Genomic DNA, 6,211 nt, shown 5'->3' with positions numbered 1-6,211 from the left:
TCGATGGCGGCGCGGGCGTCGTCCGGGCCGCCATCGGCCACATGCGCTATGACCTCATGCGTGGCCGGGTTCTCGACCGCGAACGTGGCGCCATTGCTGGCCGGTCGCCAGACGCCGTCGATGAACAAATCCGTGTGAAGACTTGAGGGATCGAATGAGGGGTTCATGAGCTGCTTTCAAAGATCGTAGGGAAGAGCCATTCTCAAAGAGGATTAAGCGGTGGCTGCCTTGAGCGCCTGGCGGAACCTGGACAGGCCGGACTGGATCTCATCCGCGCTGACGTTGAGCGCCGGGATGACGCGGATGACGTTGCCGTGCGGTCCGCAGGTGAGGAGGAGGAGTTCTTCCTTGATGGCTGCCTGCTGGACGGCGAGGGCGGTGGCGGCGTCGGGGGTGTTGTCCGGTGCGGTGAATTCGATGGACTGCATCAGGCCCCGGCCGCGGACGTCTCCGACTGCTGCGAAGTCGGTCTTGAAGGTTTCCAGGCCGGCGCGCAGTTCATCGCCGCGGACCAGGGCGTTGGTGACCAGGTTTTCGCGTTCGATGACGCCCAGGGTGGCCACGCCCGCGGCGGCGGCGACGGCGTTTCCGCCGTAGGTGCCGCCCTGGGAGCCGGGCCAGGCCTTGCCCATGAGCTCGGTCGAGGCGGCAATCGCGGAGATCGGGAAGCCGCTGGCAATGCCCTTCGCGGTGATGACGACGTCGGGGGTGATCCCGGCCCAGTCGTGTCCCCAGAACTTGCCGGTGCGTCCGACGCCGGCCTGGACTTCGTCCACGATGAGCACGATGCCGTGCTTGTCGGCGCGTTCCCGCAGGCCCTGCAGGAAGGCAGGGGGAGTGGGGATGTAGCCGCCGTCGCCCAGGACGGGTTCGATGATGAAGCCGGCGGTGTCACTGGGGCTGCTGATGCTGACCAGGAGGTGGTCCAGTTCCTTCAGCGCGAAAGCAACCGCTGTTGCCTCGTCCCAGCCGTAGCGGTAGGCGTGGGGGAAGGGGGAAATGTGCACCCCGCCCATCAGCGGAGAGAATCCGGAGCGGAACTTGGTGCCGGCCGTGGTGAGTGAGGCCGCGCCGACGGTCCTGCCGTGGAAACCGCCGTGGAAGGAGATGATGTTGGGCCGTCCCGTGGCCATGCGCGCCAGGCGGATAGAGGCTTCCACGGCCTCGGCCCCGGTCGTGGCATAGAAGACGCTGTCCAGCCCTGCCGGCAGGTACTGTCCGAGCTTTTCCGTGAGCTCCAGCAGGGGCTTGTGCATCACGGTGGTGTACTGGGCATGAATAATCTTGCCCACCTGCTCCCGGGCTGCCGCGACGACATCGGGGTGGCAGTGGCCCGTGCTGGTCACACCGATCCCGGTGGTGAAATCCAGGTACTTCTTACCATCGGTCGCGTCGATCCAGCTTCCGAGCGCGGATTCAACGACGACAGGAGTGGCCTGCTTAAGGAGGGGACTGAGAGTTGCCATGGCTTCATACTTTCTTAGGAACTGTAGATTGTCAACAATTTTGGGATGTCAATCCATTACTGTTGCTGACAGTTGAGCTAGCTGGTTTTGAAACGCTCCGGCCGGACGAAGTCGAGGCCGTCAAAGGTCTGCTTGCCGAGGGCTTCGTGGGCGGCGATTTCACCGTATCCGGTGGCGTTTTTGAAGCCGCCGCCGGAGAAGCCGGTGGCGCAGTAGATCCTGCTGTTCTCGCTGAGCCGGCCAAGGAGGGGGTTGCCGTCTTTGGTGAAGAGGTCCGGGAAGGCGTCGGAGCGGACGACATTGGGGAACAGCCCGGGGAAGAACTCGGTGACGGTTTCGGTGGTCTCCGCGAGTTCGGCTGGGCTGAGCTCCCTCGGTACTGAATCCGCGGAAGGTGCTGCAATGCCGCGCCCGTCCAGGGTTGCCTTGACGGTCACGCCGTCGACGGCGGGCGCGCCGTACATGGAGCGGTCCTCGTAGATGCGGATGAAGATGGGGAATTTCTCCGGGGAGAATTCTTCCGCGTTCCGGGCGACGAACCAGGTCAGGAAGACGCGCTTGGTCTGGGTTGCTGCCTTCAGGTAGTCGGGCATGAGCCGTTGGGACCAGCCGCCGGAGGAGACGATGACGTTCTCGAACGTCCAGGATTTCTCGCCGGAGGTGATGAGGACGCCGTCGGCGGTTTCGGTGATGCTGTCGATGGGGGTGTTCGTGTGGATGGTCGCGCCGTTGGCCTGGGCTGCTGCGACTGCCGCGGTGACGGCGCGGTCGGTGCGCAAGGCACCGGCGTTTGGGTCATAGACGGCGATGTCGTCTTGCCGGAGGTTCTGCTGCGGGTAGCGTTCGGCCATGGCCTCGCGGCTGAGGATTTCGTGCTCGGCGCCGTTGGTCCGGGTGGTTTCCAGCAGGGCCGAGAGGTAGGCGCCGTCTTTGGTTCCGATGGACAGCCCGCCGCAGCGGGTCAGGATGTTCTGGCCGGTTTCTTCTTCGAGCTCGGCCCAGAGGCTCCGGGAGCGTTCCAGGATCGGGTAGAGGTCGGGGTTGCCGCGGTAGATCATGCGGAACAGGCGGGTGTCCCCGCCCACGGCACTGCGGCCGTGGGCGGGAACCTGGGCTTCGAACCCGGTGACAGAGTCGGACAGGCGGGAGGCCTGCCACAGGGCCATGCTGCCGATGCTGCCCAGGCCAATGACTGCGAGTTTTCCGTCCATGCTCAGATCACTTTGTCCAGGAAGGCCTGGGTGCGGGGTTCCTTGGGGTTGCGAAGGACCTCGCGGGCGTCGCCGCGTTCGACCACGTAGCCGTCATCCATGAAGATCAGCGAGTCGGCGACTTCGCGGGCGAAGCCCATTTCGTGGGTGACGACGACCATGGTCATGCCCTTCTTGGCGAGGTCCTGCATGACCATGAGTACTTCGCCGACCTTTTCGGGGTCCAGCGCCGACGTCGGCTCGTCGAAGAGCATGATCTCGGGGTCCATGGCCAGGGACCGGGCGATCGCGACGCGCTGCTGCTGTCCGCCGGAGAGCTGGGCGGGGTAGTAGTCCCCGAACCCGGCCAGGCCGACGCTGGCCAGCAGTTCCTGGGCCCGCTTGGCGGACTCTTTCTTGTCAGCGCCCTTGACCAGCACCGGCCCGGACATGACGTTTTCCAGCGCGGTCATGTTCGGGAACAGGTTGAACTGCTGGAACACCATGCCGACCCTGGTGCGCTGCTCAGCGAGCTTCTTGGGGCTGTGGGCGTGGTAGGCGTGCGCAGTTTCGTAGTAGCCGAAGTCTTCACCGTTGACCTTCAGGACCCCGGTGTCGACGGTCTCCAGGCCGTTGATGCAGCGCAGGACGGTGGATTTGCCGGAGCCGCTGGGGCCGATGATGCAGCAGATCTCTCCGCTGGCGATGTCCAGGTTGATGTCCTTCAGGACCGTCTTGGGGCCGAAGGACTTTCGGATTCCGCGGGCGTGAATGGTGCCGTCGTTGCTCATCGCAGGGTACCTTCCGGTTCGGTCAGCACAACTTTCTTCGCTTTCCGGGGGAGCCGGGAGGTTGTGCGGGAGTATTTTTGCTCGAGCTTGGACTGCGGGTAGCTCAGCAGCAGGGTCATCACGAGGTACCACAGGCTGGCGACGATCAGCAGCGGGATGGTCTCGTAGGTGCGGGCGTAGATGAGCTGGGCGCTTTGGAGCAGCTCGGCGACGCCCAGCACACTGACCAGGGAGGTTCCCTTGAACATGCCGATGACCTGGTTGCCGGTCGCCGGGATGATCGAGGGCATCGCCTGGGGGATGATGACCTTGCGCATCTTCATGGAGCTGCTCATGCCCAGGGAGTCGGCGGCCTCGATCTGGCCCTTGCCGACCGAGGAGAACCCGCCGCGGATGATCTCAGCCATGTAGGCGGCCTCGTTCAGCGTCAGCCCGACCAGGGCCGCGGTGATCGGCGCCATCAGGGCGTTCATATCGACGGCGGTGCCGATGTTCGTGAACGGAATGCCGATGGTCAGGTTCGGGTACAGCGCGGAAACGTTGAACCAGAAGATCAACTGCACCAGCACCGGGGTGCCACGGAACAGGGTGATGTAGGCGCTGGCCGTGGCTGCAACCGGTTTGATGCTCGAGGACCGCATGATCGCCAGCCCGAGGCCCAGGAGCGTTCCCAGGGCCATGCTGGCAATCGTGAGGAAGATCGTGAGCATCAGCCCACGCAGGATGGATTCATGCGTGAAGTACTGGGCAACAACACCCCACCTGAAGTTGGGGTTGGTCGATACCGAGACCAGGATGCCGATGCCGATCAGGCTGCAGACCACCCACGCGACATACTCAAAAGTGCTGCGCCGCCGTAAGCGTGGTTTGAGATGTGACTCTTTCCCACTCATGGGTGTTTCACTTCTTTCGATCGTAGTTTCTTGCATGGCCTGCCCCGTTACTTGAGGTTGGCGGTGGTGATGGCGGCGCCGCTGAGGCCCCAGGTGTCAAGGGACTTCTTGTATTCCGGGCTCTCCAGGATCGACTGCACGGCCTTCTGCAGGGCCGGCGTCAGCGGCGAAGACTTCTTCAGGCCAATGGCATTGACGTGCTCCGAACGGGTATCCACCTTCGGGGTCAGAACCGTGAAGGTGTTGGGCTGCTGCTCTGCGGCCCAGACAAGTGCCGGGGTGTCGTAGAGGACGCCGTCCACGCGCTTGGACGCCAGCTGCGTCAGGGCCTCCTGGACGTTGGGCAGCGTGACGCCGTTGATGGCCGGCTTGCCCTTTTCCTCACAGGTCCACTTCGAGACGTTCGGCAGGTGCTTCAGCTGGGCGTTCGAGCCCTTGGTGACCGCGATGTTCTTGCCGCACATGTCGTCATTGCTGATGTTCAGCGGGTTGCCATGGGCCACGGCCACCGACACACCGGTGCTGACGTAGCTCACCATGTCCATCACCTTCAGCCGCTCTTCCGTGGGGGACATGGTGGTGACGGTGAAGTCGTAGCGGCCGCCGTCGATACCGGGGACGATCGTGTCAAATGCGGTGTTCTCGAACTTCAGCTTCAGGCCGAGCTTCTTGGCCACCAGCCGTGCGATGTCCGGGTTCAGGCCGATCGGGGTCACGTTGTCATCAGCCAGGAAGGTGGTCGGCGGGTAGTGCAGGTCCATGGCGACCGTCAGCTCGCCCTTGTCCTTGTAGGACTGCGGCAACAGCTTCACCGCGGCCGGATCCGGCTGGATGCCCTCCGAGATGTCAGCGGTGTTCGACGTCTTGGACTTTGCATCCCCAGCGGCCGAAGTGCCGGTGGCAGCGCCGCCACAGGCAGTGAGGGCCAGCAGGACAGCAATGCCTGCGGCTGCGGTCTGAACTTTGTTGATGGTCTTCATGGTGGTTCCCTTCGAATGGGTTTCAGGTGAAGTTATTCCGCCGAACGAGAGAGGAGTGTTTAGTTGCGGCTGACAGGCCGCAATCTCTCTGTTGCTCAGGTCGGACAATGCCGTGCAGTGACGTGGAGCGGACTTCTTGCGTCCTGCATGTCGGCTGTGATCGAAATCTCGCTCGGCCCCGTCACTATGCAACCGCTAGAATTGCTGATTGTCAACAATCGACGAAAATATTCCCAGCGTTACGTCCGCGAAATATGGTCGGAAGAACCCTCCGAAGAAGTTGTTGACAATCTACAATGGGGAGCCTAGAGTCGACAATAACGGGCCGGGGAACGCGTCGACGCGCCCCCAAGCCCGACCTAGACTTACCGAAACGGGCGCCAGGTATTCCGGCGTCCGGCCGAAGATCTCTATGAACGGATGAATCATGGCAACGACTAACTCCCGGCCGAAGTACATCTCTTTTGATGTGTATGGCACGCTTATCAACTTCGATATTGATCCCACTACGCGTCGTCTGCTGGATGGCCGTATCTCTGAGGAGCAGTGGCCGACTTTCAAGAAGCACTTCCGCGGGTACCGGTTCGACGAGGTTCTTGGTGACTACAAGCCGTACGAGGAGATCCTTCAGGATTCTTTTGACCGGGTGTGCAAGTACTGGGGCATTGGGCCGACCCCGGGTGCGGGTGCGGAGTTCGCTGAGGCTGTGCGCGGCTGGGTGGCGCACGAGGACGTGCCGGCTCCGTTGAAGCTCATGGGTGAGAACTACAAGCTGGTGGCTTTGTCCAACGCCGACGACAGCTTCCTGGAGATCAGCATTCCCAAGCTCGGCGCCGACTTCCACGCCGTGCTGACCGCTGAGCAGGCCCAGGCCTACAAGCCGCGCTACCA

At 63.0% G+C, this 6,211-nt stretch carries 6 protein-coding genes; 1 reads left to right on the top strand and 5 read right to left on the bottom strand.

Annotated features, from left to right (window positions below; translation table 11 throughout):
- Positions 1-212: 212 nt before the first annotated feature.
- The 5 genes from ACIP90_RS21275 to ACIP90_RS21255 form a co-directional block, all read right to left on the bottom strand.
- Positions 213-1,466: an aspartate aminotransferase family protein gene (locus ACIP90_RS21275; RefSeq protein WP_400581742.1), complete on the bottom strand. Its 1,254-nt coding sequence runs from the start codon at positions 1,464-1,466 to the stop codon at positions 213-215.
- Positions 1,467-1,543: 77 nt separating this feature from the next.
- A complete protein-coding gene (solA, locus tag ACIP90_RS21270; RefSeq protein ID WP_400581740.1) occupies positions 1,544-2,677 on the bottom strand; it encodes an N-methyl-L-tryptophan oxidase in 1,134 nt (377 codons plus the stop codon).
- A gap of 2 nt (positions 2,678-2,679) precedes the next feature.
- Complete coding sequence (locus ACIP90_RS21265; RefSeq protein WP_400581737.1) at positions 2,680-3,447, bottom strand: amino acid ABC transporter ATP-binding protein; 768 nt, start codon at positions 3,445-3,447, stop codon at positions 2,680-2,682.
- Entirely contained in the window at positions 3,444-4,340 is an 897-nt protein-coding gene (locus ACIP90_RS21260; RefSeq protein WP_400581735.1) for an amino acid ABC transporter permease, read from the bottom strand. Before ACIP90_RS21260 ends, ACIP90_RS21265 begins: the two co-directional genes overlap by 4 nt.
- Before the next feature lie 47 nt (positions 4,341-4,387).
- Complete coding sequence (locus ACIP90_RS21255; RefSeq protein WP_400581733.1) at positions 4,388-5,320, bottom strand: ABC transporter substrate-binding protein; 933 nt, start codon at positions 5,318-5,320, stop codon at positions 4,388-4,390.
- Positions 5,321-5,747: 427 nt separating this feature from the next.
- Here ACIP90_RS21255 and ACIP90_RS21250 point away from each other — a divergent pair.
- On the top strand, positions 5,748-6,211 hold a 464-nt coding region (locus ACIP90_RS21250; RefSeq protein ID WP_400581730.1), incomplete at its 3' end, for a haloacid dehalogenase type II.

This window comes from Arthrobacter sp. NPDC093139 (assembly GCF_044754165.1).
Taxonomy (GTDB): domain Bacteria; phylum Actinomycetota; class Actinomycetes; order Actinomycetales; family Micrococcaceae; genus Arthrobacter.
The sequence above is the reverse complement of the archived record's forward strand: the minus strand, read 5'-3'. Positions and strand labels throughout refer to the sequence as shown.